Here is a 25,499-nt window from a genome sequence, read left to right as displayed (position 1 = left end):
CCAACACACCTTATTCGGCGGGCGCGGGCAATACTTGAGCGATTCACAGGGGTATCGCGCAAACGATTGCACAAACGGTGCGCCGCGCTTCAGTCGAGGCGCTCGACCTGGGGCAATTCCATGGCCTTGACTTCACCTTGGAGAAACTCCGCCAAACGGCGCAGACGCTCGCCACCGGGGCGGGTTTTCGGCCACACCAGGTAGTAGTTTTCCCCACTGGCCACCGCCGTCGGCCACGGCAGGCTCAGTCGGCCTTGGGCCACGTCTTCGGCCACCATCAGCAGGTCGCCCATGGACACGCCATAACCCCGCGCGGCGGCGATCATGCCCAGTTCAAGCGTATCGAACACCTGCCCGCCCTTGAGCGACACCTGGGACGACAACCCCATGCGCTCCAGCCAATTGCGCCAGTCGCGGCGGTCGGGCGTGGGGTGCAGCAGTTCGGCGGACGCCAACCGCGTGACGTCCCAAGGCCCGTCTTCCAGCAGGTTCGGCGCACCCACCGGGATCAGCAATTCGGGGAACAGGTAGCTGGCTTCCCAGTCCGCCGGGAAATGCCCGTAACTCAACAACACCGCGCAATCGAACGGCTCCTGATTGAAGTCGACTTCATCCACGCTCATCCATGCACTGGTCAGCTGCACTTCGTTACCCGGCTGCAACGCCCGGAAGCGGCTGAGCCGCGCCAGCAACCAGCGCATGGTCAAGGTGGACGGCGCCTTCATGCGCAGGATGTCGTCTTCGGCGTTCAGGGTATGGCAGGCCCGCTCAAGCGCGGCGAAACCCTCGCGCACGCCGGGCAGTAGCAGGCGCGCCGCTTCGGTGAGTTGCAGGTTGCGGCCGCTGCGCTGGAACAGGCGGCAGGCGAAATGCTCTTCGAGTGTACGAATGTGCCGGCTGACGGCACTTTGCGTAATCGACAGCTCCTCAGCCGCACGCGTAAAGGAGTTGTGCCGCGAAGCCGCCTCGAATGCGCGCAAGGCATACAGCGGCGGGAGACGACGTGACATGGATGGCATTCCTACAGAGCGATGCCTAACCCTAGCATGAGTTTTAATCATGCGAACGATCGCTTTTATCCTTTTGTGTAATGCGTCGAGAGCGCCGAGAATCAACCCTTCCCCAACCCTCTGACTTTCTGAGCGTGATGATCATGCAGCATCCGGTGCGTACTGAACTCTGGGCCATTCTGCGGCTGTCGGGGCCGTTGATTGCCTCACAGTTGGCGCACATGTTGATGGTGCTGACCGACACCCTGATGATGGCCCGCCTGAGCCCTGAAGCCCTCGCCGGTGGTGGCTTGGGCGCGGCGAGCTATTCGTTTGTGGCGATTTTCTGCATCGGCGTGATTGCCGCCGTCGGCACCCTCGTGGCCATCCGGCATGGCGCGGGCGACATCGAAGGCGCCACCCGCCTGACCCAGGCCGGGCTTTGGCTGGCCTGGCTGATGGCCTTGGTCGCGGGCTTGCTGCTGTGGAACCTCAAGCCCGTGCTGCTGATGTTCGGCCAGACCGAAACCAACGTGCACGCGGCGGGGCAATTCCTGACCATCCTGCCATTCGCCCTGCCCGGCTACCTGAGTTTCATGGCCCTGCGCGGTTTTACCAGCGCCATCGGCAAGGCCACCCCGGTGATGGTGATCAGCCTGTGCGGCACGGTGCTCAACTACGTGCTCAACCACGCGCTGATCGAGGGCATGTTCGGCCTGCCCAAACTCGGCCTGATGGGCATCGGCCTGGTTACCGCGATCGTCGCCAACTGCATGGCCCTGGCGCTGATGTGGTACATCCGCAGCAACCGTGCATACGCGGCCTACCCGCTAAGCAACGGCCTGCTGCGCCTCAACACCCAATACCTGCGCGAGCTGTGGCGCCTGGGCCTGCCGATTGGCGGCACCTATGCAGTGGAAGTCGGTTTATTTGCCTTCGCGGCGCTGTGCATGGGCACCATGGGCAGTACGCAATTGGCGGCGCATCAGATTGCCCTGCAGATTGTCTCGGTGGCCTTTATGGTGCCGGCGGGGATGTCATACGCGATCACCATGCGCATCGGCCAGCATTACGGCGCCGGGCAGTTGCTGGCGGCGCGCATGGCCGGGCGAGTCGGTATCGGCTTTGGCGCGGCGGTGATGCTGGGGTTTGCGGCGGTGTTGTGGCTGTTTTCCGATGCGCTGATCGGGCTGTTCCTCGACCACAACGACCCGGCCTTCCACAACGTCATCGTGCTGGCCGTCAGCCTGCTGGCCGTGGCCGCATGGTTTGAACTGTTCGACGGCGTGCAGACCATCGCCATGGGCTGCATCCGTGGGCTGAAAGACGCCAAGACGACCTTTCTGGTCGGGCTGGGTTGCTACTGGCTGATCGGCGCGCCGGCGGCGTGGCTGATGGCGTTCACCTTGGGCTGGGGGCCGACCGGTGTGTGGTGGGGCTTGGCGTTGGGGCTGGCGTGTGCAGCCGTGAGTTTGACCTGGGCGTTTGAGGCGAAGATGAAAAGGATGATTCGGCGGGAGCCGGAAATTCGCGCTGAATTCCAAGCCATGCAGCCAGACTAGAGACTGTACTCGGTCAATGTGGGAGCTGGCTTGCCTGCGATGGCATCACCTGGTTATGCCTGACACACCGAGGTACCTGCATCGCAGGCAAGTCAGCTCCCACACAAGCCAGCTCCCACCATTCAACCCAGCAGCGCCTGCTGGCTCTTACCGAAGGTCAGGTATTCCACCAACTCCGCCAACGGCAACGGCTTGCTGATCAGATAACCCTGCGCCTGATCGCAACCAAACAACCGCAACAGCGCCAGTTGCTCAGGCGTTTCCACACCTTCAGCCACCACTTCCAGGTTGAGGTTGTGGGCCAGGTTGATCATGGCGTGCACCAGCTTGCGGTTTTCTTCGCGCTCTTCCATTCCGCCGACGAAGCTCTTGTCGATCTTCAATAAGGCAATCGGCAGGCTGTTGAGGTGCACGAACGAGGAAAAACCGGTGCCGAAGTCGTCCAGGGAAAACCGCACACCCAGGCGGCCGAGGGCGTCCATGGTCTGCTTGACCAGGTCACTGCGGCGCATCACGGCGGTTTCGGTCAGTTCGAACTCCAGCCACTGCGCCTCCACGCCCCGCTCGGCAATCAGCCGGCTAAGTGTCGAGAGCAACTGGCTGTCCTGGAACTGGCGAAACGACAGGTTGACCGCCATGTGCAGCGGCGGCAGGCCGCGTTCGCGCAAGTCTTGCATGTCGCGCAGGGCGCGGGAGATTACCCAGTAACCCAGCGGCACAATCAGGCCGCTCTGTTCGGCCAGCGGTACGAATTCGCTGGGCGGCAGCAGGCCGCGTTCGCCGTGGCGCCAGCGCACCAAGGCTTCCAGGCCGACGATATGCCCGTCGTCCAGGTCCAGGCGCGGCTGGTAATGCAGTTCCAACTCATCACGGCGCAACGCGCGGCGCAGTTCACTTTCCAGGTCGGCCAGGCTGCGCGCGTTGCGGTTGATGCGTTCGTTGAAGATATGAAAGGTGCAGCCTTGGGTGCTTTTGGCTTGCTGCATGGCGATGTGTGCGTGCCACATCAACGGGTCGGCGCCGGCGCGTGCGCGGGCATGTGCCACGCCCAGGCTGCAGCCGATCAGCAGGCTTTCGCCATCCACCCAATAGGGTTCGGCCATGGCTTCAGTGATGCGTTCGGCCATCCATTCGGCGCGTTGCGGCGCACGGCGGGTGTCAATCAGCAGGGCGAATTCGTCGCTGCCCAGGCGTGCCAGTTGGTCGCCGGCTTCAAGCTGGCTCTTGAGGCGCGAGACCACTTGCAGGATCAGCCGGTCGCCGGCCTGGTGGCCTAGTGCGTCGTTGGCATGTCGGAAGTTGTCGAGGTCGAGATGGCCGAGGGCCAGGCCACGGCCTTCGTTTTCGGCCAGTCGGGCCGTCAGCAAGGTCTGAAACCCCTGGCGGTTGGCGATGCCGGTGAGCGGGTCCTGTTCGGCCAGGCGTTGCAAGGTGGTTTCCAGCACGCCGCGCTCGCGGACATGGCGCAAGCAACGGCGCAAGGTATCAGCATCCAGAACATCAAGGATCAACCAATCGCTCACACCGAGCGGCGAAACCAGCGGTTCCTGCTCCAACAGCAATACGCACGGCAGGTTGCAGCGGCCAGGGCCGGGTTGCAGGCTGGGCGTGGTCAATAACACGGCACTGTGGTCGTCATCGAACAGACGACTCACCGAGTCCCAGTTGGGCGCACTGATCAGCACAGCCCCTTCGCCCATCGGCGCCAGGCACTCGCGCAACAACGCTGCCCACGCTGGCTCATCGGCCAGTAGCAGCAAACGCAAGGGTTCGACAGGCGTAGACAAGCTAGCTCCCTAGACTCTGCAAAAGTGTGTTGGCGGCGGGCATTATGACGCGCGGCCTGATAATCACCAATGATAAGGGTTATCAAATACGCTGGCTGTAAGGATTAGTCGCAACCTTAGCCGTAAAAGCCTCCCACATCCTGCGGCAAAGTATCAAAAGCGGCAAATATAGATCGAGTGGTACGTCACACTGTCGTTCTGTGAGAGCAGAATCCTGCGAGCCTGTTAAAATGCCCGCCCTTTTGAACAACGACTCCCTGAATTCTGTATGTCCCGACTCAATCCCCGGCAGCAAGAAGCCGTGAACTACGTCGGCGGCCCTCTATTGGTGCTCGCCGGTGCTGGCTCCGGCAAGACCAGCGTGATCACCCGCAAGATCGCGCACCTGATCCAGAACTGCGGCATCCGCGCCCAGTACATCGTCGCCATGACCTTTACCAACAAGGCGGCGCGCGAGATGAAAGAGCGTGTCGGCACACTGCTCAAAGGCGGCGAAGGCCGTGGGCTCACGGTGTGTACCTTCCACAACCTGGGCCTGAATATCATCCGCAAGGAGCATGCGCGGCTGGGCTACAAGCCGGGTTTCTCGATCTTCGACGAGACCGATGTGAAGTCGCTGATGACCGACATCATGCAAAAGGAATACGCAGGCGACGACGGCGTGGATGAGATCAAGAACATGATCGGCGCCTGGAAAAACGACCTGATCCTGCCGCCCCAGGCCCTGGAAAACGCGCGTAACCCCAAGGAACAGACCGCCGCCATCGTCTACACCCACTACCAGCGCACGCTCAAGGCGTTCAACGCGGTGGACTTCGACGACCTGATCCTGCTGCCGGTGAAGCTGTTCGAGGACCACGCCGACATCCTCGAAAAATGGCAGAACAAGGTCCGCTACCTGCTGGTGGACGAATACCAGGACACCAACGCCAGCCAATACCTGCTGGTGAAAATGCTGATCGGCACGCGCAACCAGTTCACCGTGGTCGGCGACGACGACCAGTCGATCTACGCCTGGCGCGGCGCCCGCCCGGAAAACCTGATGCTGCTCAAGGACGACTACCCGTCCCTGAAAGTGGTGATGCTGGAGCAGAACTACCGCTCCACCAGCCGCATCCTGCGTTGCGCCAACGTGCTCATCTCCAACAACCCCCACGAGTTCGAAAAACAACTGTGGAGTGAGATGGGTCACGGCGATGAAATCCGCGTGATCCGCTGCCGCAACGAAGACGCCGAAGCCGAGCGCGTGGCCGTGGAAATCCTCAGCCTGCACTTGCGCACCGACCGCCCGTACAGCGACTTTGCGATCCTGTATCGCGGCAACTACCAGGCCAAGCTGATCGAGCTGAAACTGCAGCACCACCAGGTGCCGTATCGCCTGTCCGGCGGCAACAGCTTTTTCGGACGCCAGGAAGTAAAAGACCTGATGGCTTACTTCCGCCTGATCGTGAACCCGGACGACGACAATGCCTTCCTGCGCGTGATCAACGTGCCGCGCCGGGAAATCGGCTCCACAACCCTGGAAAAACTCGGCAACTACGCCACCGAACGCAAGATTTCGATGTACGCCGCCACCGATGAAATCGGCCTGGGCGAGCATCTGGACACGCGCTTCACCGACCGCCTGTCGCGCTTCAAGCGCTTCATGGACAAGGTGCGCGAGCAATGCGCCGGCGAAGACCCGATCAGTGCCCTGCGCAGCATGGTCATGGACATCGACTATGAAAACTGGCTGCGCACCAATAGTTCCAGCGACAAGGCCGCGGATTACCGCATGGGCAACGTCTGGTTCCTGATCGAAGCGCTGAAAAACACCCTGGAAAAAGACGAAGACGGCGAGATGACCGTCGAAGACGCCATCGGCAAGCTGGTGCTGCGCGACATGCTCGAGCGCCAGCAGGAAGAGGAAGACGGCGCCGAAGGTGTGCAAATGATGACCTTGCATGCTTCCAAGGGCCTGGAATTCCCCTACGTGTTCATCATGGGCATGGAAGAGGAAATCCTCCCGCACCGTTCCAGCATCGAAGCCGACACCATCGAGGAAGAGCGGCGCCTGGCCTACGTGGGCATTACCCGCGCGCGTCAGACGCTGGCCTTCACCTTTGCCGCCAAGCGCAAGCAATACGGCGAAATCATCGATTGTGCCCCCAGCCGGTTCCTCGACGAGCTACCGCCGGACGATTTGGCCTGGGAAGGCAATGACGACACCCCGACCGAGGTGAAGGCCGTTCGCGGCAACACCGCCTTGGCGGATATACGCGCGATGTTAAAGCGCTAGAATCGACTACTTTTTAATCTACTTTCGGCGCACACCGCGCCATTAGAGGAAGCTTTCCGTGGAAGCACTGCACAAGAAAATTCGCGAAGAAGGCATCGTGCTTTCCGATCAGGTACTCAAGGTCGACGCCTTTCTGAACCACCAGATCGACCCGGCGCTGATGAAACTGATCGGCGACGAATTCGCCGCGCTGTTCAAGGACTCGGGCATCACCAAGATCGTCACCATCGAGGCCTCGGGCATTGCGCCGGCGATCATGACCGGCCTGAACCTCGGCGTGCCGGTGATCTTCGCGCGCAAACAGCAGTCCCTGACGCTGACTGAAAACCTGCTGTCGGCAACCGTGTACTCCTTCACCAAGAAAGTCGAAAGCACCGTGGCGATCTCGCCGCGCCACCTGACCAGCAGCGACCGCGTGCTGGTGATCGATGACTTCCTGGCCAACGGCAAAGCCTCCCAGGCGCTGATCTCGATCATCAAGCAAGCGGGCGCAACCGTTGCCGGTTTGGGGATTGTGATCGAGAAGTCGTTCCAGGGCGGCCGTGCCGAGCTGGACGCGCAGGGTTATCGGGTTGAGTCGCTGGCGCGGGTGAAGTCGTTGGCGGGTGGCGTCGTCACCTTCATCGAGTAATCAAAAATGTGGGAGCTGGCTTGCCTGCGATGAGGGCCTGACAGTCGACATCTCCGCCGACTGACACTCCGCTATCGCAGGCAAGCCAGCTCCCACATTTGATTTTCGGTGCCCGTCAGTGCGCGGTGGCCTGCAGGCCCGCGAGCAACAGCCGCTGATACAGATCCTCTTTCAACCCCTCCGGCTTATCCAAGCGCATCCGCTCCAGGTGCTTGGGAAACGCCTCCGGCTCCGGCGCATCCAGGGCTGCTTTGCCCAGCTCCAGAATCTCGGTCAGCTTGAACTTGCTCTTGAGCCAGTTCAGCGCCCGCAACAGATCCCTTTCCTCATCCGTGAAATCAGTGCCCAGCGGATACTCCGGGAACAACCGATGATGCCGCGCCTGAATGGCCTTGAGCCGCTGCGGGGTATTGTCGGCAAAGCGCGGGTCCAGTTGGAAATCCTTGGGCAGCTTGCCAGCCTTTTGCGCTTGTTCGATCAAGTCATTCTGGAAGCGCGAGTCGGTGATATTCAGCAGCGCCTCGATCACTTTCGCATCCGTCTGCCCACGCAAATCGGCAATCCCGTACTCGGTGATGACGATATCGCGCAGGTGCCGTGGGATGGTGCAGTGCCCGTACTCCCAGACGATATTGGAGCTGACCTCGCCCGCCGACTCACGCCAGCTGCGCAGGATCAGGATCGATCGCGCGCCTTCCAGCGCGTGGCCCTGGGCGACAAAGTTGTACTGCCCGCCCACGCCGCTGAGCACACGCCCATCTTCCAACTGGTCCGCCACGCCCGCGCCGAGCAACGTCACGGTGATCGCGCTGTTGATAAACCGCGCATCCAGGCGCTGCAAACGTTTGAGTTCTTCCTGGCCGTACAGCTCGTTGATGTAGCTGATGCGGGTCATGTTGAATTCAAGGCGCTTGGCGTGAGTCATTTCCTGCAAGCGCTGGTAAAAACTGCGCGGCCCGAGGAAGAAACCGCCATGGATCGACACGCCATCGGGCTGCGCGGCGTCGTCCAGGGTGCCGGCGTTGGCCTGCGCCTGGGTCGCCACATCCGGGTAGACCTTGCGGCGGATGATGCCGGCGTCGGCCAACACCAGCAGGCCGTTGACGAACATCTCACTGCAGCCATACAGGCCACGCGCGAAAGGCGCTACCCCGCCCTCGTGGCTGATCAAAGGCGCCCACTGATACACATCGAGGTCGGTGAGTAACAGGCGGTAGGCTTCGTTGTCCGCCTGGCGCGCCAGCAAGGCGGCGGTCAGTGCATCGCCCATCGAACCAATGCCGATCTGCAAGGTGCCGCCATCGCGCACCAGGGTGCTGGCGTGCAGGCCGATAAAATGGTCCTGGAACCCCACGGGCATGTTCGGCGTGGAGAACAGCGTGGTGCTGTCCTTTGCGTCGATCAGGTAATCGAACGCGTCCATGCCCAACTCGGCGTCACCGGGCATGTAGGGCAAATCGGCGTGAACCTGGCCTACGACCAGGATGGTTTCCCCGGCCTCGCGGCGCTTCTCGATCATCGGCAGCAGGTCGAGGGTGATGTCCGGGTTGCAACTCAGGCTCAGGCGATCCGGATGTTCCGTACTACTGGCCACCAGTTGCGCCACCAGATTCAGGCCGGCGGCGTTGATGTCGCGGGCGGCGTGGCTGTAATTGCTGCTGACGTAATCCTGCTGCGCCGACGCGCTGTGGAGCAGGCTGCCGGGCTGCATGAAGAACTGCTGTACGCGGATGTTCTTGGGCAGGCTGTCCTTGTGCAAATCCGCCAGGAAATCCAGTTCGGGATAGTCGCCGAATACCCGCTCGATAAAGGGTTCGAGAAAGCGCTTCTGTAACCCGTCACCCATGGTCGGGCGGCCCAGGGCAAGTGCGGTGTAAATCGTCAGCTCGCGCTCCGGCAGCTTGGCAATACGCCGATACAGCGCGTTGACGAACAGGTTGGGCTTGCCCAAGCCGAGCGGCATGCCCATGTGGATATGCGCGGGTAAACGCGCCAGTACGTCGTCAACTGCTTGCTCGATTGAACACAACTGCACCATCCGACCCTCCTGAACATTCCATGATTAGGGGTTGGACCGAGCTTGCCGGGTCTTTGCTGCAATGAACAGCGATGAAGTACAAATCGCGGGCACAAAAAAGCCGCTGGGCAGCGGCTTTTTGGCGAAGATCGGCTTATTTAAGCCCCGACATCTTCTCGATCGCACCTTTTAGCTCAGCATCCGAGCAGTCGGCGCAGGTGCCTTTTGGCGGCATGGCGTTGAGGCCGGTGATCGCCTTGGCCAGCAGGCCGTCGAGGCCGCCCTGGTGGTCGGCGCGGTCTTTCCAGGCGGCGGTGTCACCGATTTTCGGTGCGCCCAGCAGGCCGGTGCCGTGGCATGCGTTGCAGTGTTTGGCGATGACGTCGTCCGGCGTTTTTGCACCGCCGCCGCCACCCGCGGCCACTGCAACTTCCATCCCTTTGCATTCCTGGCCCTGAACACAGACCTGGCCAACAGGCTCCAGGCGCTTGGCAATTTCATCATTGGTCGCAGCTTGAGCGCTGACAGCCCATAGGGCCAGTACGGTTGCTGGTGCAGCCAGCATTTTCATAATTAGGTTCACGCGTTCACCCTCAATGGTGGCTATTCACGCCTGCGGCCACGGTTTCGCAGGCGGCGAAAGTATAACGGTTAGCCCGACCGGCCGAAACAACCCTATTAACTAAAGGGAGATTCAGCCTCGCGGAATACAGCTACGGGAGTGTCTGCAACGCTGGCAGCACGCCTCTTCTGTCAAAAGTTCGCGGGTGTGGCTGCGCTGATTAGTCGCGCCGGCACGTCGAACGGGTTGCGAAAACGATGCGGCTTGGTGCTTTCAAAGTAGTAGCTATCGCCGGCTTCGAGCACAAAAGTTTCAAGACCGACCACCAATTCCAGTCGGCCTTCCACCAGAATCCCGGTTTCTTCGCCTTCGTGGGTGAGCATTTCTTCGCCGGTATCAGCGCCCGGCGGGTAGATCTCGTTGAGAAACGCAATCGCCCGGCTCGGGTGCGCGCGGCCCACCAGTTTCATGGTGACGGCGCCGTCCGAGATGTCGATCAGCTCATTGGCTTTATAGACGATCTGCGTCGGTTTTTCCTGGAGGATCTCCTCGGAAAAGAACTCGACCATGGACATGGGGATGCCGCCCAGCACCTTGCGCAAGGAGCTGATCGAGGGGCTGACACTGTTTTTTTCGATCATCGAAATGGTGCTGTTGGTGACACCCGCGCGCTTGGCGAGCTCACGCTGGGAAAGACCCTTCAGTTTACGGATGGATTGCAGTCGTTCGCCGACGTCCAATGCAGGAGCCTCCTAGGATTCAGGCTTTGTTGTAATTGAGCGTTATCATGGCGACAGCGTTCAGTATTTACAACACTTGGGCCTAAATCCTGGCCGGCTCCACTCGTAGGCGGCGGTCAAGCCCCGGAATAGAGCCTTGGCACGCGACGCAGGTTGCAGAAGATCTGGTAGGGGATGGTCTCGGCGGCTGCCGCGACGTCACTGGCGAGGATATTTTTGCCCCACAACTCCACCGTGGAACCAAGCCCGGCCTGGGGCACGTCGGTGAGGTCGACACACAGCATGTCCATGGACACGCGGCCCAGCAGTTGGCTGCGCTGCCCCGCCACCAGCACCGGCGTACCCGTAGGCGCATGACGCGGGTAGCCGTCGGCGTAACCCATGGCAACCACGCCGATACGCATCGGCTTTGGCGTGATGAACTTGGCGCCGTAACCCACCGGCTCACCGGCCGGCAGTTCGCGCACGCAGATGACCTTGGATTCCAGGGTCATCACCGGCTGCAAACGCGCGGCAATGGCCTGGTCTTCGCCAAACGGCGTGGCGCCGTAGAGCATGATGCCTGGGCGCACCCAGTCGCTGGACACGCTCGGCCAGCCCATCACCGAAGGCGAATTGCGCAGGCTGACTTCGGCCGACAGGCCTTGGCGCGCCGCCTCAAACACCGCGACTTGTTCATTGCTGCGTACACAGTCGAGTTCGTCGGCGCGGGCGAAGTGGCTCATCAATACGATTTTCGCCACGTTGCCGCTGGCCAGCAGACGCTGGTAGGCCTCGTGATAATCCTTGGGATGCAGGCCGACACGGTGCATGCCGGAATCCAACTTGAGCCAGATCGTCAGCGGCGTGGTCAACCGCGCTTGCTCAATGGCTTCCAACTGCCACAGCGAATGCACCACGCACCAGAAATCATGCTCGATGATCAGCGGCAGCTCGTCGGCTTCGAAGAACCCTTCCAGCAACAGCACCGGCGCGCGAATCCCGGCGGCACGCAGCTCCAGTGCTTCCTCAATGCACGCCACGGCAAACCCATCCGCCTCAGCTTCCAGCGCCTGGGCCACGCGCACGGCACCATGGCCGTAAGCATCGGCCTTGACCACGGCGAGGGCCTTGGCCCCCGTGACTTCACGGGCCAGTTGATAGTTATGGCGCAGGGCTTGGAGGTCGATCAGGGCACGGGCAGGACGCATGGCGGCAGGCTTCTAGGCGGCAGAGTGAAGAAAAAACCGGCACCGACAGACAGCATCGGCACCGGGAGAGGGATCTTGGTTTAAGGCAGCGCGGCCACGACGGACAGCTCTACCAGAATTTCCGGTTCGCACAGCTTGGCTTCGACCGTGGCACGGGCCGGGGCGACGCCTTTAGGCAGCCACTTGTCCCACACTGCGTTCATGCCGGCGAAATCGGCGTCGATGTCTTTCAGGTAGATCGTCACCGACAGCAACTTGGTTTTGTCGGTGCCGGCCAAGTCCAGCAAACGCTCGATATTGGCCAGAGTTTCACGGGTCTGCTGTTCAATTGCGGCACTCATGTCGTCGCCGACTTGCCCGGCCAGATAGACGGTGCCGCTGTGAATAACGATCTGGCTCATGCGCTCATTGGTGAGCTGGCGCTGGATTGACATGTCGTGCGGACTCCTGGTGGTTACCGTAACGGGAAATATCGAGGCCTGCGGCGCTGATCTGTGGCGTTTTCTTCGCCATCAGGTCGGCCAGCAAGCGGCCGGAACCACAGGCCATGGTCCAGCCGAGTGTGCCGTGGCCGGTATTCAGGAACAGGTTCTTGAATGGGGTGGCACCGACAATCGGCGTGCCGTCGGGTGTGGTCGGGCGTAAACCGGTCCAGAAACTGGCTTCGGTTAAATCGCCGCCCTGAGGATAAAGGTCGTTGACGATCATCTCCAGGGTTTCGCGTCGGCGCGGGTTCAGCGACAGGTCAAAACCGGCAATCTCAGCCATGCCGCCAACGCGAATGCGGTTGTCGAAACGGGTGATCGCGACCTTGTAGGTCTCGTCCAGAATGGTCGAAGTCGGCGCCATCGCCGGGTTGGTGATCGGCACGGTCAACGAGTAACCCTTGAGCGGGTACACCGGCGCCTTGATCCCCAGCGGCTTGAGCAGCTTCGGCGAATAGCTGCCGAGGGCCAGCACGTAGCGGTCGGCGGTTTCCAGCTTGCCGTCGATCCACACGCCGTTGATGCGGTCGCCCGCGTAATCGAGGCGCTGGATGTCCTGTTCGAAGCGGAACTCCACGCCCAGCTGTTTGCACATCTCGACCAGGCGCGTGGTGAACATCTGGCAATCGCCGGTCTGGTCATTCGGCAGGCGCAGTGCACCGGCGAGGATATCGGTGACGCTGGCCAGGGCCGGCTCCACGCGGGCAATGCCGTCGCGGTCGAGCAATTCGAAGGGCACGCCGGACTCTTTCAGCACGGCGATATCTTTGGCCGCGCCATCCAGCTGAGCCTGAGTGCGGAACAGTTGGGTAGTACCGAGACTACGGCCTTCGTAGGCAATGCCGGTTTCAGCGCGCAGTTCGTCGAGGCAGTCGCGGCTGTACTCGGACAGGCGCACCATGCGCTCTTTGTTCACCGCATAGCGGCTGGCCGTGCAGTTGCGCAGCATCTGCGCCATCCACAGGTATTGATCGATATCGGCAGTGGCCTTGATTGCCAGCGGTGCGTGGCGTTGCAGCAGCCACTTGATCGCCTTGAGCGGCACGCCCGGCGCGGCCCAGGGCGAGGCATAACCAGGGGACACCTGGCCGGCGTTGGCGAAACTGGTTTCCATGGCAGCAGCAGGCTGGCGGTCAACCACCACGACTTCAAAGCCGGCCCGCGCCAAATAGTAGGCACTGGTCACCCCAATGACGCCGCTACCCAAGACCAGAACGCGCATTTTTATATCCTCATCGCGGGCTTGGCCGCTGACGTGTGTTATTCGAGCAATGATGAGCGCAGTGTAAAAAACTATTGCCAGTGCATTTCACTATATAAGCACCTATATTTGGCGACAATTCTCGGCAAAAACCCTTTTCACAGAGGCGTATCCCCTATGCGTACCAACACCCAGACCAAGCGGGAGCTGGACAAGATCGACCGCAACATCCTGCGTATCCTGCAAACCGACGGGCGAATTTCGTTCACGGAGCTGGGGGAAAAAGTCGGGCTGTCGACCACGCCGTGCACCGAGCGCGTCCGGCGGCTGGAGCGTGAAGGCATCATCATGGGCTACAACGCGCGGCTCAACCCACAGCATTTGAAGGGGAGTTTGCTGGTATTTGTCGAGATCAGCCTCGATTACAAGTCCGGCGACACCTTCGAAGAATTCCGCCGCGCCGTGCTGAAACTGCCGCACGTGCTGGAATGCCACTTGGTCTCAGGCGATTTCGACTACCTGGTGAAAGCACGGATTTCGGAGATGGCGTCGTACCGCAAATTGCTTGGCGATATCCTGCTCAAACTGCCCCATGTGCGCGAGTCCAAGAGCTATATCGTGATGGAAGAGGTGAAGGAGAGCCTGAACCTGCCAATCCCGGACTGACCGAGTACAGTCGCTAGACCAGCACCTGCCGGGTGCTGGCCATGTACTCATGAATCTGCTTCTCCACCCGAGGATGAATTAACTCCACCGGCCCCCTCCCATTGGGGCACGGCAAGGTCTTGGTGGTGCCAAACAACCGGCAGATCAACGGCCGCTCGTCATACACCGTGCAGCCATTCGGCCCGAGGTGCACACAGTTCAGCTCGTCCATTGCCGCATCCTGCTCGGCAGCGGTCTTACGCGGCAGGCGTGACATTTCCTCGGGTGAGGTGGTCACCGGCCCACAGCAGTCGTGGCAACCTGGCACGCACTCGAACGAAGGAATCTGCCTGCGCAGCGCGCTGATTTTCTGACTGTTGCAACTCATCGAAACCCATACCGAACAGCGAATAAGCGTGGATTCTGACGCAAAACGCCCTGCGCAGACAGCGTCGTCCGACCGCTGTATCCTGCGTCAAATTTTCCAAACAGGGATGCTCCCCATGACCGCCAGCGCCCGGCACACCGCTTCCTACTACGCCGCCAGCAGCGTCCCACAGCCCGAATACCCGGCGCTGACGGGCGAAGTCAGCGCCGATGTGTGCGTGATTGGCGGCGGCTATTCCGGGCTGAACACGGCGCTGGAACTGGCGGAACGCGGCTTCAGCGTGGTGCTGCTGGAGGCGCGCAAGATGGGTTGGGGCGCCAGTGGGCGTAACGGCGGCCAGCTGATTCGCGGTGTCGGCCATGGCCTGGACCAGTTCGCCAACGTGATCGGCGCCGACGGTGTACGCCAGATGAAGCTGATGGGCCTGGAAGCCGTGGAGATCGTGCGCGAACGCGTCGAGCGCTATCAAATCCCCTGCGACCTGACCTGGGGTTATTGCGACCTGGCGAACAAGCCCCGGCACCTGCAAGGCCTGGCTGAAGACGCCGAGGAACTGCGTAGCCTCGGCTATCGCCATGAAGTACGCCTGCTGCAAGCCAACGAGATGAGCAGCGTGATCGGCTCCGACCGTTATGTGGGCGGTATGATCGACATGGGTTCCGGGCATTTGCACCCGCTGAACCTGGCCCTCGGCGAGGCCGCCGCCGCACAGCAGTTGGGCGTGAAGCTGTTCGAGCACTCCGAAGTGACGCGCATCGACTACGGCTCCGAGGTCAACGTGCACACCGCCCTCGGCAACGTGCGCGCCAAAACCCTGGTGCTGGCCTGCAATGCCTACCTCAAGGGTTTGAATCCGCAGTTAAGCGGCAAAGTGCTGCCCGCCGGCAGCTACATCATCGCCACCGAACCGTTGAGCCAAGCCCAGGCCGCCAACCTGCTGCCGCAGAATATGGCCGTGTGTGATCAACGGGTGACGGTGGATTACTTCCGGCTGTCCGCTGACCGACGACTGTTGTTCGGCGGTGCCTGCCATTATTCAGGACGTGACCCACAGGATATTGGCGCCTACATGCGTCCGAAAATGCTCAAGGTGTTCCCGCAACTGGCCGAGGTGAAAATCGACTACCAGTGGGGCGGCATGATCGGCATCGGCGCCAACCGCTTGCCACAGATTGGCCGCCTGGCCGATCAACCCAATGTGTATTACGCCCAGGCCTACGCCGGCCACGGCCTCAATGCCACGCACCTGGCCGGCAAGCTGCTGGCCGAAGCCATCAGCGGCCAGCAGCAGGGCCGTTTCGACCTGTTCGCCCAAGTGCCGCACATCACCTTCCCCGGCGGCAAGCACCTGCGCTCGCCGCTGTTGGCGCTGGGGATGCTCTGGCATCGGTTCAAAGAGCTGGTGTGATCAGTCGCGCCAGAACGGCTTCAGGCCTTCCTGGCGCGCTTGTTCGGCGCTCAGCCCAACGTCGCGCAGTTGCTCGCGGGTCAAATGCAGCAAAGCCTTGCGCGTGTGGCGGCGATGCCAGAACAGGCTCCAGCGGCTGATATCCCGTGGCGCCGTCGCCCGCTCCTGCCCTGCCTGCAATTCCTGACTGTGTAACATCAGACGCACATCGCTTATGCCACTCATTTTGCTGCCCCTCATTTGCCTGTTGCCATGAGTGACTAGAGTGAGCGCGGGCGCCAAACCATTACAGATTCAGCCTACTTTTATTAAATCCATACAGATGCTGCCCATGGACGCCTGAATCCTGTATTTTCGCCTTATCTGTACTGGTCCTCGGGAGCGACCGCCATGACCCTTTACGTCAACCTCGCCGAATTGCTGGGCACGCGCATCGAACAGGGCTTTTATCGCCCCGGCGATCGACTGCCCTCGGTGCGCGCCTTGAGCGTGGAACACGGGGTCAGCCTGAGCACCGTGCAACAAGCCTATCGCTTGCTGGAAGACAACGGCCTGGCGATGCCCAAGCCCAAGTCCGGTTACTTTGTGCCGGTCGGGCGCGAGCTGCCGGCGCTGCCCGAGGTAGGCCGCCCGGCCCAGCGCCCCGTGGAAATTTCGCAATGGGACCAGGTGCTGGAACTGATACGCGCCGTGCCGCGCAAAGACGTCATACAGATGGGCCGAGGCATGCCAGATGTATTGTCGCCGACCCTGAAACCCCTGCTGCGCAGCCTTGCACGGGTGAGTCGCCGCCAGGACTTGCCGGGGCTGTATTACGACAACATCCTCGGCTGTATGGAGTTGCGCGAACAAATTGCGCGACTGTCATTGGATTCCGGCTGCCAGCTGACGGCGGAAGACATTGTGATCACCACGGGTTGCCACGAGGCGCTGTCCGCCAGCATCCACGCGATTTGCGAGCCGGGCGATATCGTCGCCGTGGACTCGCCGAGCTTTCACGGCGCCATGCAGACCCTCAAGGGCCTGGGCATGAAGGCCCTGGAAATCCCGACCGACCCGCTCACCGGCATCAGCCTCGAAGCGCTCGAGCTGGCCCTGGAGCAGTGGCCGATCAAGGTTATCCAGCTGACGCCCAACTGCAATAACCCTTTGGGCTACATCATGCCGGAGGCACGCAAACGTGCATTGCTGACGCTGGCGCAGCGCTTTGACGTGGCGATCATCGAAGACGATGTGTATGGCGAATTGGCCTACAGCTACCCACGCCCGCGCACGATCAAATCCTTCGACGAAGACGGCCGCGTACTGCTGTGCAGCTCGTTCTCGAAAACCCTCGCGCCCGGTTTACGCATTGGCTGGGTAGCGCCCGGTCGCTACCTGGAGCGGGTGCTGCACATGAAATACATCAGCACCGGTTCCACCGCGACCCAACCACAGATTGCCATCGCCGAATTCCTCAAGAACGGCCACTTCGAACCGCATTTGCGGCGGATGCGCACTCAATACCAGCGCAATCGCGACTTGATGCTCGACTGGGTCAGCCGCTACTTCCCGGCCGGCACACGTGCCAGCCGACCTCAAGGCAGCTTTATGCTGTGGGTCGAGTTGCCGGAAGGCTTCGACACCCTCAAGCTCAATCGCGTACTGGTGGAGCAAGGCGTTCAGGTGGCGGTGGGCAGCATCTTTTCGGCTTCCGGCAAGTACCGAAATTGCCTGCGCATGAACTACGCTGCCAAGCCAACCCCACAGATTGAGGAAGCGGTGCGCAAGGTCGGGGCCGCAGCCATCAAGATGCTCGCCGAGGCGGCAGACTGACCTTTCGCCGGTTTTAGCCGTCATATGCCCACAATCGCCCTGACCTGGAAGCAGCGCCCTTGATGATTCGACGGCTTTTACCGTTTTTCCTGTTGGCCGCACTGGCGCTGGGCGGCTGCGCTACGGTCGACAGTCCGCGCATCCCCAGCGATGCGTTGCCCGCCGCGCCATCTGCGTTCGGCCGTTCGATCCAGGCCCAAGCGGCGCCCCATCAAGGTCGCTCGGGCTTTCGCCTGCTGCCCAACAGCAGCGAAGCCTTCATGGCCCGCGCCGAGCTGATCCGCAACGCCCAGAGCAGCCTCGACCTGCAGTACTACATCGTGCACGACGGCATCAGCACGCGCATGCTCGTGGACGAACTGCTCAAGGCCGCCGACCGTGGCGTGCGCATCCGCATCCTGCTGGACGACACCACCAGCGACGGCCTCGACCAAGTCATCGCCACCCTCGCCGCCCACCCGCAGATTGAAATTCGCCTGTTCAACCCGCTGCACCTGGGCCGCAGCACCGGCGTGACGCGGGCCATGGGCCGCTTGTTCAACCTGTCGCTGCAACATCGGCGCATGCACAACAAGCTCTGGCTGGCGGACAACAGCGTGGCCATCGTCGGCGGGCGCAACCTGGGCGATGAGTATTTCGATGCGGAGCCCAACCTGAATTTCACCGATATCGACATGCTCAGCGTGGGGCCGGTGGCTGAGCAGCTCGGCCATAGCTTTGATCAGTATTGGAACAGCGCGCTGAGCAAGCCGATTGATGACTTTGTTTCCACCGCCCCATCCAAACGAGACCTGGCCGCCGCACGTGTACGCCTGCAAGACTCGCTGGCCGAATCACGCCAACAGAACCACGCCCTGTATAACCGCTTGCGCACCTACCAAACCCAGCCGCGCATGGACATCTGGCGGCGCGAGCTGATTTGGGCCTGGAACCAGGCGCTGTGGGATGCGCCGAGCAAGGTGCTGGCCAAGGCCGACCCGGACCCGCGATTGCTGCTCACCACCCAACTGGCGCCGGAGCTGGAAGGCGTCAACCATGAACTGATCATGATTTCAGCGTACTTCGTGCCGGGGCAGCCTGGGCTGGTGTACCTGACCGGCCGCGCCGATGCGGGCGTGTCGGTGAGCTTGCTGACCAACTCCCTCGAAGCGACGGATGTACCGGCGGTGCACGGCGGCTATGCGCCGTATCGCAAGGCATTGCTGGAACATGGCGTAAAACTCTATGAACTGCGCCGCCAGCCCGGCGACCCGAGTGCAGGCAGCGGCCCGCACCTGTTTCGCCGGGGCGCGTTCCACGGCTCGGACTCCAGCCTGCACAGCAAGGCGATGATCTTTGATCGGGAGAAGTCGTTTATTGGCTCGTTCAACTTCGACCCGCGCTCGGTGCTGTGGAACACCGAGGTCGGCGTGCTGGTGGACAGCCCCGAGCTGGCGGAACACGTGCGCAACCTGGCGCTGCAAGGCATGGCGCCAGCGTTGAGCTATGAGGCGAAATTGCAGGACGGCCAGGTGGTGTGGGTTACCGAGGATAACGGCCAACTGCACACGCTGACCCATGAGCCCGGCAGTTGGTGGCGCCGGTTTAATGCCTGGTTTGCTACTTCAGTCGGCCTGGAACGGATGCTCTAAACACAGTGAAAAACCCTGTGGGAGTCGGGCTTGCCCGCGATAGCGGAGTGTCAGGCACCAATAGGCTAGCTGACTCACCGCTATCGCAGGCAAGCCCGCTCCCACAGTTAATTGCATTTCAAATCAAGCAGGCTGGGCGGCACCGAATGCGCCCTGGCGCAGCAGCAACACCACCAATCCCAACGCTCCCGCAGCCATCAGCCACGGCAATGCATGCCCGCTGATCCACTGGCTGCCCGCGCCCGCCACCAGCGGCCCAATCAGGCAGCCGATGCCCCATAGCTGCGCCACGTGGGCATTCGCGCGTACCAGCGCGTCGTCGCGGTAACGCTCGCCGATCAAAATCAGCGACAAGGTGAACAACCCACCGGCGCTGGCGCCGAAGATCACCCACACCGGCCAGATCAGTGGCGTGTGCAACAACAGCGGAATCGCCAGGCTCGACACCAGCAGCAACACCGCACAGCTCAAGAACAGCGTGCGACGCGGCAAGTAATCAGCCAATGCGCCGATGGGCAATTGCAGCAGTGCGTCGCCGACCACCACCGTGCTGACCATGGCCAAGGCAATCTCGGCCGTAAAACCTTGTTGCAGGCAATACACCGGCAGCAGCGTCAGAATCATCGCTTCGAACGCAGCGAATAACGCCACCGCCCAGGCAATCGCCGGCAGGCTCAGGCAAAAGCGCCATAGATCACTGAAGGTCACGCTGAAGGATTCAGCGGTCGGCGCGCCGGAACGACCAAGCAACAGCAGCGGCGCAACCATCAGCAAGCCAACGCCCACCCAGAAACCGTAATCATGGTCGGTGCCGAGCACGCCCAGCAGCAACGGCCCCGACAGTTGGCTCAGGGCATAACTGCAGCCATACAGCGCCACCAAGCGGCCACGCCACTGCTCCACCACCAACTGGTTGATCCAGCTTTCGCCGAGGATAAACACGATGGTCAGGATCACCCCAATCATCAGCCGCAGCACGAGCCATACCGGGTAGCTGGGCAGAATCGCCAGCAAACCGATGGAGACGGCACCCGCCCACAGACACAAGCGCATCAGGTTGGCGGTGCCCAGCCATGAGGCCATCCGGCTGGAAACCTTGGCGCCCAGCAACACGCCGAAGGCCGGCATTGCCGCCATGACGCCGATAGCAAAACTGCCATAGCCCCAGCCTTCCAGGCGCAGGGACACCAGCGGCATGCTGACGCCCAGGGCCAGGCCAACGCTGAGTACCGAGGCCAGCACGGCGAAATAAGTCGCCCAACGCATTTCCACGCTCCTGTGGATAATTTTCAGGGTTTCAAACGAACTGTAGGAGCGAGCTTATGTGGGAGCCGGGCTTGCCCGCGATAGCAGACGCCTCGGTGTGTCAGTCACACCTCGGTGCTGCTATCGCAGGCAAGCCAGCTCCCACACAAGCTTGCTCCTACAGGGGATCAGCGGTTTTGCTTACAGCTTGATCCAGGTCGATTTCAGTTCAGTGTATTTGTCGAACGCGTGCAGCGACTTGTCGCGACCGTTACCCGACTGTTTGAAACCACCAAACGGTGCCGTCATGTCGCCGCCGTCGTATTGGTTGACCCACACGCTACCCGCGCGCAAGGCCTTGGCGGTCAGGTGTGCCTTGGAGATATCCGATGTCCACACCGCAGCGGCCAGGCCATAAACGGTGTCGTTGGCGATGGCGATGGCTTCTTCGGCGCTGTCGAAGGTGATCACCGACAGCACAGGGCCAAAGATCTCTTCCTGGGCGATCTTCATGGCGTTGGTCACACCGTCGAAAATCGTCGGTTCAACATAAGTACCGCCCGTTTCTTCCAGGGTGCGCTTGCCGCCCGCCACCAGTTTGGCGCCGTCGGCGTGGCCGGCTTCGATGTACGACAGCACGGTGTTCATCTGCTGGGTGTCCACCAGTGCGCCGACGTTGGTTGCCGGGTCCAGCGGGTTGCCTGGCTTCCAGCCCTTGAGGGCCTCGATCACCAGCGGCAGGAATTTATCCTTGATGGAACGCTCGACGAGCAGGCGCGAACCGGCGGTGCAGACTTCGCCCTGGTTGAAAGCGATGGCGCCCGCAGCGGATTCGGCGGCAGCTTGCAGGTCCGGGGCATCGGCGAACACGATGTTCGGGCTCTTGCCGCCGGCTTCCAGCCATACACGCTTCATGTTCGACTCGCCGGAGCGGATCAGCAGCTGCTTGGCGATCTTGGTGGAACCGGTGAACACCAGCGTGTCGACGTCCATGTGCAGCGCCAGCGCGTTGCCCACGGTGTGGCCGTAGCCCGGCAGCACGTTGAACACGCCTTTTGGAATACCGGCTTCAACCGCCAGTGCGGCGATGCGGATGGCGGTCAGCGGGGATTTTTCGGACGGCTTGAGGATCACCGAGTTACCGGTGGACAGCGCCGGCCCCAGCTTCCAGCAGGCCATCATCAACGGGAAGTTCCACGGCACGATCGCGGCGACAACGCCGACCGGCTCGCGGGTCACCAGGCCCAACTGATCGTGTGGCGTGGCGGCGACTTCGTCGTAAATTTTGTCGATCGCTTCACCGCTCCAGCTCAGCGCATTGGCTGCGCCAGGCACATCAATGCCCAGGGAATCGCTGATCGGCTTGCCCATGTCCAGGGTTTCAAGCAGCGCCAGCTCTTCGGCGTTGGCCTTGAGCAGCGCGGCGAAACGGATCATGGCGGATTTGCGTTTGGCCGGCGCCAAGCGCGACCAGACACCGGAATTGAACGTGGCGCGGGCATTTTCGACGGCGCGCTGGGCGTCGGCGGCGTCACAGCTGGCAACCGTTGCCAGCAAGCGGCCATCGACCGGGCTGATGCATTCGAACGTGTCGCCGGAAACAGCAGCGGTGTATTCACCATTGATATAGGCGCGGCCTTCGATCTTCAGATCCTTGGCGCGTTGTTCCCAGTCGGCACGGGTCAGGGTGGTCATGCGAGTGTCCTCCTCTTGTTGAATACAAGGGCCAGGTGATGTCCCCCGGCAGCCTCAAAGAATTCTTGCCCGGCCAGCCTGCTGTTCGGCTCAAGGCAGCTGCCACCCTAAACCAGCGGCTGGGGGTGTTTCAATATATTTGACACAAGCCCGGTAAACGCCCTTGCGATGTTCATTTTAATAAACATAGACTTTGGGCTCTCCAACCGCAGGCCAGACGGGACACGCACATGAGCATCCAGGATATCGTCGACTTCAGCCAAGCCAACACCGCCCCAGACCGCTACCGCCCGGCTGCCGAAAAAATCCTCAAGGGCGAACCCGAGCAAACCATTTACAACCACTACAACAGCCCATCCGGCCAGATGAGCGCCGGGGTCTGGGAAGGTGAAGTCGGGCAGTGGAAGGTCAATTACACCGAGCATGAGTACTGCGAGATTGTGCAGGGCGTTTCGGTGTTGCGCGATGCCGACGGCAACGCCAAGACCCTGCGTGCGGGTGACCGCTTCGTCATCCCGGCCGGGTTCAGCGGCACCTGGGAAGTGCTTGAGCCCTGCCGCAAGATCTACGTGGTGTTCGAACAGAAAGCCTGATCAGCGATCGTACCCATGCTCCGCGTGGGAATGCAGCCCAAGGCGCTCCGCGCCTGCTCTTGAACGCGTGACGCGGAGCGTCACAGGAGGCGTTACCACGCAGAGCGTGGGAACGATCATTTCAGGCAAAAAAAAGCCCGACTCGTGAGAGACGGGCTTTTTTTCACAAGGAAGAAAATCAATTACTTGATTTTGCCTTCTTTGTAGATCACGTGCTTGCGAACGCGCGGGTCGAACATTTTCTTTTCGAGCTTGTCCGGGGTAGTACGCTTGTTCTTGTCGGTAGTGTAGAAGTGACCAGTACCGGCGCTAGAGATCATTCGAATCAATTCACGCATGATAGAGCTCCTTAGATCTTGCCAGCGGCACGGATTTCGGCCAGCACGACAGTGATGCCACGCTTGTCGATGATACGCATGCCTTTAGCAGATACACGCAGGCGAACAAAACGTTTCTCTTCTTCAACCCAGAAGCGGTGATGCTGCAGGTTCGGCAGGAAACGACGACGGGTTTTGTTATTTGCGTGGGAAATGTTATTCCCAGTCACCGGACCCTTACCGGTAACTTGACAGACTCTCGACATGCCTCAGCCCTCTAAAACCACATGCCCAACCCGGCATGGGTTGGCCGCTTAATCTCTCAGTCATTTGGCGCCAGGCGCCGCGTTTCTTTAGGGTCTTACCGGCTACACCTACAGTGAAGGAACCGGGCCCCTAGAAAAGAGCGCTGCTTTATACCAGAAAGACCCCAGTGCAACAACAGCCCGTGTATTTTTACCGGCATAAATCTCGGCGACAGACGCCAGAACCGTTGCCAGGAGGGGCCGCTGTCACGGCCGACCGCTCGTCGCACAGAATGATTTACAGCGCCCGCCCGCACGATGAAGTGCACGGCGAAACGCGCTGAGGCGCCATCAAAACAGCATTTGCGCCAAAAGCACAGGCAAAAATGGACTAGTCATTTATCAGTCAGCCCACTACGGTAGGCTTTTTCCAGACTGCACTCGCAGATGGGCCTTCGATCTGCAAAGGAAACCGAATATGCGCCTCGCTGCCCTACCGCTATTGCTAGCCCCTCTATTTATCGCGCCCGCGGCCCTGGCTGCCACCAGCTTGAGCGTTTGCACCGAAGCCAGCCCCGAAGGGTTCGACGTGGTGCAATACAACTCGCTGACCACCACCAACGCCTCTGCAGACGTATTGATGAACCGCCTGGTGGACTACGACGCCAACAGCGGCAAGCTGGTGCCGAGCCTCGCGGACAGCTGGGACGTTTCGCCGGACGGCCTGACCTACACCTTCAAGCTGCACCCGGGGGTGAAATTCCACCGCACCGAATACTTCACTCCAAGCCGCACCCTGACGGCCGAGGACGTGCGTTTCAGCTTCGAACGCATGCTCGACCCGGCCAACCCATGGCACAAGATCGCCCAGAGCGGCTTCCCGCATGCGCAGTCGCTGCAATTGCCGACACTGGTGAAGAAGATCGATGCGCTCGACCCGCTGACCGTACGCTTCACCCTCGACCACGCCGACTCGACCTTCCTCGCCGCCCTGAGCATGGGCTTTGCCTCAATCTACCCGGCCGAGTACGCCGACAAACTGTTGAAAGCCGGCACGCCAGAGAAACTCAACAGCCAACCGATCGGCACCGGGCCGTTCGTTTTTGTGCGCTTCCAGAAAGATGCCGTGGTTCGCTACAAAGCCAACCCGGATTACTTCGCCGGCAAACCGGCTGTGGATAACTTGCTTTTCGCCATTACCCCGGACGCCAACGTGCGCCTGCAGAAACTGCATCGCGACGAATGCCAGATTGCCCTGTCACCCAAGCCGCTGGACGTGGGCGAAGCCGAAAAAGACCCGGCATTGAAGGTGGAAAAAACCGCCGCGTTCATGACCGCATTCGTGGCTATCAACAGCCAGCACCCGCCGCTGGACAAGCCGGAAGTGCGCCAGGCGATCAACTTGGCCTTCGACAAGAACAGCTACCTCAAGGCCGTGTTTGAGGGCACCGCCGAGGCAGCGAATGGCATTTATCCACCCAATACCTGGAGCTATGCCAAAGACTTGCCAGGTTATCCACAGGACATCGCCAAGGCCAAGACGCTGCTCGACCGCGCCGGGCTCAAGGACGGTTTCAAGACCACTATTTGGACGCGCCCCACCGGCAGCCTGCTGAACCCCAACCCTAACCTCGGCGCACAGCTGTTGCAGGCCGACCTGGCCAAGATCGGCATCCAGGCTGAGATCCGCGTGATCGAGTGGGGCGAGCTGATTCGCCGCGCCAAAGCCGGTGAACACGACCTGCTGTTCATGGGCTGGGCTGGCGACAATGGCGACCCGGACAACTTCCTGACCCCGCAATTCTCCTGCGCGGCGGTGAAATCCGGCACCAACTTCGCCCGCTACTGCGACCCCGCGCTGGACAAACTGATCAGCGCCGGCAAGACCACCAGTGAGCAAGGCGTGCGCAGCAAGCTGTATCAACAGGCCCAGGCGCAGATCCAGCAGCAGGCACTGTGGCTGCCACTGGCGCACCCAACCGCCTTTGCCTTGGCTCGCAAGAATGTCGAGGGCTATCAAGTGAGCCCGTTCGGGCGGCAGGACTTTTCCAAAGTCAGCGTCAAGCCCTGACAAA

23 protein-coding genes are annotated in these 25,499 nt (G+C 61.2%); 9 read left to right on the top strand and 14 right to left on the bottom strand.

The annotated features are described in order from the left end of the window. Positions 1 to 89: 89 nt before the first annotated feature. Positions 90 to 1,010 carry a LysR substrate-binding domain-containing protein gene (locus L8I05_RS14660; protein WP_242169749.1) on the bottom strand — a complete coding sequence of 307 codons (921 nt, stop codon included), beginning with the start codon at positions 1,008 to 1,010 and terminating at the stop codon, positions 90 to 92. Positions 1,011 to 1,147: 137 nt separating this feature from the next. On the opposite strand from L8I05_RS14660, the gene L8I05_RS14655 reads away from it, so the two are divergent. Then, complete coding sequence (locus L8I05_RS14655; RefSeq protein WP_242169747.1) at positions 1,148 to 2,551, top strand: NorM family multidrug efflux MATE transporter; 1,404 nt, start codon at positions 1,148 to 1,150, stop codon at positions 2,549 to 2,551. 122 nt (positions 2,552 to 2,673) lie between these two features. On the opposite strand, the gene L8I05_RS14650 is transcribed toward L8I05_RS14655, so the two are convergent. Further along, the gene (locus tag L8I05_RS14650) at positions 2,674 to 4,338 is read right to left on the bottom strand and encodes a bifunctional diguanylate cyclase/phosphodiesterase (RefSeq protein WP_159960974.1); all 1,665 of its coding nucleotides are present in this window, start codon (positions 4,336 to 4,338) and stop codon (positions 2,674 to 2,676) included. 268 nt (positions 4,339 to 4,606) lie between these two features. Between L8I05_RS14650 and rep the strand changes: the two genes are divergently transcribed. Both rep and L8I05_RS14640 read left to right on the top strand, forming a co-directional pair. Then, positions 4,607 to 6,616 (top strand): DNA helicase Rep, encoded by a 2,010-nt coding sequence (rep, locus tag L8I05_RS14645; RefSeq protein ID WP_177016679.1) that lies wholly within the window; start codon positions 4,607 to 4,609, stop codon positions 6,614 to 6,616. Between the two features lie 58 nt (positions 6,617 to 6,674). Then, positions 6,675 to 7,247 carry a xanthine phosphoribosyltransferase gene (locus L8I05_RS14640; RefSeq protein ID WP_010207474.1) on the top strand — a complete coding sequence of 191 codons (573 nt, stop codon included), beginning with the start codon at positions 6,675 to 6,677 and terminating at the stop codon, positions 7,245 to 7,247. A gap of 115 nt (positions 7,248 to 7,362) precedes the next feature. Here the strand turns inward: L8I05_RS14640 and L8I05_RS14635 are convergent, their stop codons facing one another. From L8I05_RS14635 to dadA, 6 genes are all read right to left on the bottom strand, one after another. Next, a complete protein-coding gene (locus L8I05_RS14635; RefSeq protein ID WP_242169745.1) occupies positions 7,363 to 9,285 on the bottom strand; it encodes an acetyl-CoA hydrolase/transferase C-terminal domain-containing protein in 1,923 nt (640 codons plus the stop codon). 133 nt (positions 9,286 to 9,418) lie between these two features. Then, positions 9,419 to 9,835 carry a c-type cytochrome gene (locus L8I05_RS14630; protein ID WP_099488297.1) on the bottom strand — a complete coding sequence of 139 codons (417 nt, stop codon included), beginning with the start codon at positions 9,833 to 9,835 and terminating at the stop codon, positions 9,419 to 9,421. Between the two features lie 182 nt (positions 9,836 to 10,017). Beyond that, positions 10,018 to 10,566, bottom strand: a complete 549-nt coding sequence (locus L8I05_RS14625; protein WP_017135864.1) for a cupin domain-containing protein — start codon at positions 10,564 to 10,566, stop codon at positions 10,018 to 10,020. Between the two features lie 116 nt (positions 10,567 to 10,682). Beyond that, a complete protein-coding gene (gene alr, locus L8I05_RS14620) occupies positions 10,683 to 11,756 on the bottom strand; it encodes an alanine racemase (RefSeq protein WP_197626375.1) in 1,074 nt (357 codons plus the stop codon). A gap of 80 nt (positions 11,757 to 11,836) precedes the next feature. Beyond that, a complete protein-coding gene (locus L8I05_RS14615) occupies positions 11,837 to 12,190 on the bottom strand; it encodes a RidA family protein (RefSeq protein ID WP_242169744.1) in 354 nt (117 codons plus the stop codon). After that, positions 12,162 to 13,463 (bottom strand): D-amino acid dehydrogenase, encoded by a 1,302-nt coding sequence (gene dadA / locus L8I05_RS14610; protein WP_159960982.1) that lies wholly within the window; start codon positions 13,461 to 13,463, stop codon positions 12,162 to 12,164. The genes L8I05_RS14615 and dadA overlap by 29 nt, the downstream gene beginning before the upstream one ends. A gap of 156 nt (positions 13,464 to 13,619) precedes the next feature. Between dadA and L8I05_RS14605 the strand changes: the two genes are divergently transcribed. Then, entirely contained in the window at positions 13,620 to 14,108 is a 489-nt protein-coding gene (locus tag L8I05_RS14605; protein ID WP_003176896.1) for an Lrp/AsnC ligand binding domain-containing protein, read from the top strand. Between the two features lie 13 nt (positions 14,109 to 14,121). Here L8I05_RS14605 and L8I05_RS14600 read toward each other — a convergent pair whose 3' ends face one another. After that, on the bottom strand, positions 14,122 to 14,475 hold the full coding sequence (locus L8I05_RS14600; protein ID WP_003176897.1) for a YkgJ family cysteine cluster protein: 354 nt from the start codon (positions 14,473 to 14,475) through the stop codon (positions 14,122 to 14,124). A 115-nt stretch (positions 14,476 to 14,590) separates the two neighbouring features. Between L8I05_RS14600 and L8I05_RS14595 the strand changes: the two genes are divergently transcribed. Beyond that, the gene (locus L8I05_RS14595; protein WP_242169742.1) at positions 14,591 to 15,883 is read left to right on the top strand and encodes an FAD-binding oxidoreductase; all 1,293 of its coding nucleotides are present in this window, start codon (positions 14,591 to 14,593) and stop codon (positions 15,881 to 15,883) included. Here L8I05_RS14595 and L8I05_RS14590 read toward each other — a convergent pair whose 3' ends face one another. Then, positions 15,884 to 16,108: a DUF1127 domain-containing protein gene (locus L8I05_RS14590; RefSeq protein ID WP_242169740.1), complete on the bottom strand. Its 225-nt coding sequence runs from the start codon at positions 16,106 to 16,108 to the stop codon at positions 15,884 to 15,886. Positions 16,109 to 16,273: 165 nt separating this feature from the next. Here L8I05_RS14590 and L8I05_RS14585 point away from each other — a divergent pair, with 165 nt between their 5' ends. Both L8I05_RS14585 and L8I05_RS14580 read left to right on the top strand, forming a co-directional pair. Further along, complete coding sequence (locus tag L8I05_RS14585) at positions 16,274 to 17,698, top strand: PLP-dependent aminotransferase family protein (RefSeq protein WP_159960992.1); 1,425 nt, start codon at positions 16,274 to 16,276, stop codon at positions 17,696 to 17,698. Positions 17,699 to 17,760: 62 nt separating this feature from the next. Next, complete coding sequence (locus L8I05_RS14580; protein ID WP_242169738.1) at positions 17,761 to 19,329, top strand: phospholipase D family protein; 1,569 nt, start codon at positions 17,761 to 17,763, stop codon at positions 19,327 to 19,329. A 123-nt stretch (positions 19,330 to 19,452) separates the two neighbouring features. Here the strand turns inward: L8I05_RS14580 and L8I05_RS14575 are convergent, their stop codons facing one another. Together L8I05_RS14575 and L8I05_RS14570 are read right to left on the bottom strand one after the other, a co-directional pair. Then, complete coding sequence (locus L8I05_RS14575) at positions 19,453 to 20,595, bottom strand: MFS transporter (protein ID WP_242169736.1); 1,143 nt, start codon at positions 20,593 to 20,595, stop codon at positions 19,453 to 19,455. Between the two features lie 180 nt (positions 20,596 to 20,775). Beyond that, complete coding sequence (locus L8I05_RS14570; protein WP_242169734.1) at positions 20,776 to 22,269, bottom strand: aldehyde dehydrogenase; 1,494 nt, start codon at positions 22,267 to 22,269, stop codon at positions 20,776 to 20,778. A gap of 230 nt (positions 22,270 to 22,499) precedes the next feature. Here L8I05_RS14570 and L8I05_RS14565 point away from each other — a divergent pair, with 230 nt between their 5' ends. Further along, complete coding sequence (locus L8I05_RS14565; protein ID WP_242169732.1) at positions 22,500 to 22,862, top strand: cupin domain-containing protein; 363 nt, start codon at positions 22,500 to 22,502, stop codon at positions 22,860 to 22,862. Between the two features lie 182 nt (positions 22,863 to 23,044). Here the strand turns inward: L8I05_RS14565 and rpmG are convergent, their stop codons facing one another. Together rpmG and rpmB are read right to left on the bottom strand one after the other, a co-directional pair. Continuing rightward, positions 23,045 to 23,200 carry a 50S ribosomal protein L33 gene (rpmG, locus tag L8I05_RS14560; protein WP_003176906.1) on the bottom strand — a complete coding sequence of 52 codons (156 nt, stop codon included), beginning with the start codon at positions 23,198 to 23,200 and terminating at the stop codon, positions 23,045 to 23,047. Between the two features lie 11 nt (positions 23,201 to 23,211). Beyond that, on the bottom strand, positions 23,212 to 23,445 hold the full coding sequence (gene rpmB / locus L8I05_RS14555; RefSeq protein ID WP_003176907.1) for a 50S ribosomal protein L28: 234 nt from the start codon (positions 23,443 to 23,445) through the stop codon (positions 23,212 to 23,214). 457 nt (positions 23,446 to 23,902) lie between these two features. Here rpmB and L8I05_RS14550 point away from each other — a divergent pair, with 457 nt between their 5' ends. After that, positions 23,903 to 25,495, top strand: a complete 1,593-nt coding sequence (locus tag L8I05_RS14550; protein ID WP_242169731.1) for an ABC transporter substrate-binding protein — start codon at positions 23,903 to 23,905, stop codon at positions 25,493 to 25,495. Positions 25,496 to 25,499 lie beyond the last annotated feature (4 nt).

The sequence above is a fragment of the Pseudomonas sp. MONT-RG-20F-20-E-7-02 genome (assembly GCF_022662395.1).
Lineage (GTDB): Bacteria > Pseudomonadota > Gammaproteobacteria > Pseudomonadales > Pseudomonadaceae > Aquipseudomonas.
This window is presented reverse-complemented; position numbering and strand designations above follow the sequence as displayed.